Here is a 2,924-nt window from a genome sequence, read left to right on the forward strand (position 1 = left end):
GTATTGAGGTGATGCGTGCACTACGCAAAGGCCAGGCCTCAGCATTTTATTATGGTGATCCCCTGGGCGAAATGCGCCTGGTAAGCAGAGTTTTTGAAATGTAAGGCCTTTGAATAAGACAAAAGGCTGCCTCATCGCTAACTTTGCAACAGTGCCATATTACAGGCTCTGACGGAGTATAATCGACTGGTTAAAGCGCAATATTTACTTGACTACATCGACGATGCCAGTTTGCGGCAGTATGTGCAACGTGCCCTGAACCGGGGAGAAGCATGGCACTTCCTTAGACGAGCCATTGCGTCGGTGAATGGTGATCAGTTCCGTGGCAAAAACGAGTCTGAAATCGCTATCTGGAATGAATGCGCAAGATTGCTTGCCAACGCGATCATCTACTTCAACTCCGCGATACTGAGTCATCTTCTGGGACACTTTGAAGCGAGAGGAGATGAAGAGAAAGCGGGTATCACTCGTGCTGTTTCGCCCGTTGCGTGGCAAAATATCAACTTAAGCGGAACGTATAACTTCACTAATACTGGGAAATTGCCCAATATTGGCGAAATAACAAGGCCGATAGTGGATGATTAGGCTCCAAGCTGAAAGTAAACCACCTCCGCAGCCATTTATTGGTGTGGTCTACAGAGGATTATGTCTTTTTAGAGGGGAAAATCCCTAGAACCCCTGGTTGAGATTTTTGTGCTGTGCAATTTCTTTTTCAGCGCTTCGAACTTTAGCCGCTAAAGCTGGGTGCTTTTCGCTTTCATTGAGCTTTTTAATGATCGCTTCGGCGCGTTCTGTATTAGGTTTGTCACCATCGAGCTTTTTAGAAGCGTCTTTGCACATCCATCCTGGGATGACCCCCTTCTGGTTGCTGACAATTGATAACAGTTCTTTTGTTTCCTTTAAGGCAGACATAGTAAACACCTCTCTTTAGTTAGTAGGTAGGGACATAAATCATTTCTATATCGACGCGCTGGTTGATACGTCTTCCTTCTGGCGTCCAGTTTTCTGTTAAATAGTCATCAGCTGAAACGTAGTTGATCATGATTTTCAGCGGTGATACACCTTGAGCAACTAGATAATTTCGAGCTGAAACCGCTCTTGCAAGCGCTAGGTTTTCGTCTCGTTTACTTGGCTTGTTAGTGCTTGTTCTACCGTTGATTGTGATCATTGAGGCATCAAGAGCCGTTTCTAGCATTACCTTCGCAACAGGCCCAGGACGAAACCTGGTGCTACTTTCCCCGAACGATACAGATACCGTTCTCGATACAACTTCACGCATTGCGTTATTGTTGTTGTAATTGTTGTAGTCGTTTGTTCCTGACATTGCAGGGACAGTGAAAGCTAAACAGCTGAGAGCTAAAAAAGTGCAAATTGATTTGCGCATAACTCGATACTCCAAAATCAAAAAAATAAATAACCGGCATTACTCATTGGGATTCTGATAAGCCAAAGGGCGCCGAGGTGTAACGGATAAAAAACGTAAAAAAACCAACGAGTACGAGGAACTTTAAGATCAAACATTGTGGAGCTAACCAGGATTGGTAATGCGGCCAGCGCCCACATATTGCCATTGATAACACCAAGGGCAGCACATGCCAGGACTGCTACCCCTGCTGTATAAATAGAAGGTTGTTTTAAATAGGACCACACTGCCACCCCGAATAACATGGCAGGCCACCAAAATTCGACCACAGTTCCTGCATTTACGAACACTAAGAAGGCAAAGAAAAACTGCTTTTTCTCGATGAAATATGTAGTGGCCGTAATAGCTAAAAGTGTAAAGAGAATATTTAGCGGCCACCAACCCCCGTAAACGGTCCCTAATGCCATGAACGGAACAGAAGCGATAATGCCAAATGTAGCGAGACGTTTCATTGTCCGGCCATATACGCCGGATTCTAATTGTCCTGGTCGAGCGAGGTTATACGCCAGGACAAAGACAAATATTGGCATTGCCAATCGTCCCGCTTCAAATAAATAAGGTAAGGTGCCATTGAACAGGTATTTATTAACATGATCGCCAGTCATCAAAATAAGGGCGAGTAATTTCAAACCTTCAATTGTGCCGTTCGAAATGATGATTTTAGGCATGGTTAACGCTGCTTTTGCGCTCACTGTTGGGCTATTCATTACGCTACCTCTAATTAAACGAGATTGTTCTAGGGACATAACCTTTAGCTTTTAAAGCGTTAACTGTCCCCTTCTTTTCTTGGCGTTCAGAACGGTTATATTTGACTTCTATTTTTGCCGCTTCTTCCAATACTTTGCGCATCTTGTTGCTATCACTTGGGGTTTTACCCCCCTGAGCTGTCACATCAACAGTGGTAAAGTTTTCATCCAGCCAATCAGCCCACTTGATCGCTTTTTTCATCAAGTCAGCACGATAAATTTGATTGTATTTTGGCGTCCGTGAATGGTAGTTAGCCGCTCTAGTCCAAAGGTCCCCTGAATCTTTTAGGATATGCCCGCGAAGTCGCCATGCTGCGAGATCGAAAGGGTAGCAGCCGGACGCTGCTACATGCTCTGCGGTAATGCCATACTTTTTAAGATCGCGTAAATAAGCTGTATTAAACTGCATAAAACCAACGTCATGCGTACCGTTTGAGTTTTTAACCCATTGCCCTGGTTTACCTGATTCTTTTTCGGCCACGGCCAAAACAATGTTGGCTGGTACTTCATATTTGGCAGCTGCTGAAATTGAGCACACAACGCGCTCTTGTTCTAAAGGTGGCATATCTGCAATAAACGGTAACATGACGTATTTCCTTACCAGTAGTAAGTCGGCCCAGCCAACTCATTTTCTATATAAACCTCAGCGAATCGTTGAGTTCTAGTACAACCTTTGGGGGTTCTATAACCATCCCTATCACGTCGACAACGGGTCCCTTTGATGTACTGGTCCGGTATAGTTTCCCAGCTCACAC

General features: G+C 44.6%; 4 protein-coding genes and 2 pseudogenes. 2 read left to right on the plus strand and 4 right to left on the minus strand.

Going from position 1 to position 2,924, the window contains the following annotated elements; all coding sequences use genetic code 11:
* Both KO492_RS09515 and KO492_RS09520 read left to right on the plus strand, forming a co-directional pair.
* Positions 1-104, plus strand: a pseudogene (locus KO492_RS09515) (IS6 family transposase); the annotation flags it as partial.
* A gap of 55 nt (positions 105-159) precedes the next feature.
* Positions 160-585: pseudogene (locus tag KO492_RS09520) on the plus strand (Tn3 family transposase); the annotation flags it as partial.
* Positions 586-669: 84 nt separating this feature from the next.
* Here the strand turns inward: KO492_RS09520 and KO492_RS09525 are convergent.
* The 4 genes from KO492_RS09525 to KO492_RS09540 are packed head-to-tail and all read right to left on the minus strand — an operon-like array spanning position 670 to position 2,755.
* Complete coding sequence (locus KO492_RS09525; RefSeq protein WP_012774860.1) at positions 670-912, minus strand: hypothetical protein; 243 nt, start codon at positions 910-912, stop codon at positions 670-672.
* Between the two features lie 19 nt (positions 913-931).
* Positions 932-1,384: an OmpA family protein gene (locus tag KO492_RS09530; RefSeq protein WP_012774859.1), complete on the minus strand. Its 453-nt coding sequence runs from the start codon at positions 1,382-1,384 to the stop codon at positions 932-934.
* 17 nt (positions 1,385-1,401) lie between these two features.
* Positions 1,402-2,130 (minus strand): TraX family protein, encoded by a 729-nt coding sequence (locus tag KO492_RS09535; protein WP_165761827.1) that lies wholly within the window; start codon positions 2,128-2,130, stop codon positions 1,402-1,404.
* Between the two features lie 10 nt (positions 2,131-2,140).
* Positions 2,141-2,755 (minus strand): transglycosylase SLT domain-containing protein, encoded by a 615-nt coding sequence (locus tag KO492_RS09540; RefSeq protein ID WP_012774857.1) that lies wholly within the window; start codon positions 2,753-2,755, stop codon positions 2,141-2,143.
* Between the last annotated feature and the right edge of the window lie 169 nt (positions 2,756-2,924).

The sequence above is a fragment of the Celeribacter halophilus genome (genome assembly GCF_018860305.1).
Taxonomy (GTDB): Bacteria; Pseudomonadota; Alphaproteobacteria; order Rhodobacterales; family Rhodobacteraceae; genus Celeribacter; species Celeribacter halophilus_A.

Bases quoted from the DNA above. Each gene is read 5' to 3' on its own strand.
- KO492_RS09535 (WP_165761827.1), bottom strand. From the start codon at position 2,130: ATGAATAGCCCAACAGTGAGCGCAAAAGCAGCGTTAACCATGCCTAAA.
- KO492_RS09540 (WP_012774857.1), bottom strand. From the start codon at position 2,755: ATGTTACCGTTTATTGCAGATATGCCACCTTTAGAACAAGAGCGCGTT.
- KO492_RS09525 (WP_012774860.1), bottom strand. From the start codon at position 912: ATGTCTGCCTTAAAGGAAACAAAAGAACTGTTATCAATTGTCAGCAAC.
- KO492_RS09530 (WP_012774859.1), bottom strand. From the start codon at position 1,384: ATGCGCAAATCAATTTGCACTTTTTTAGCTCTCAGCTGTTTAGCTTTC.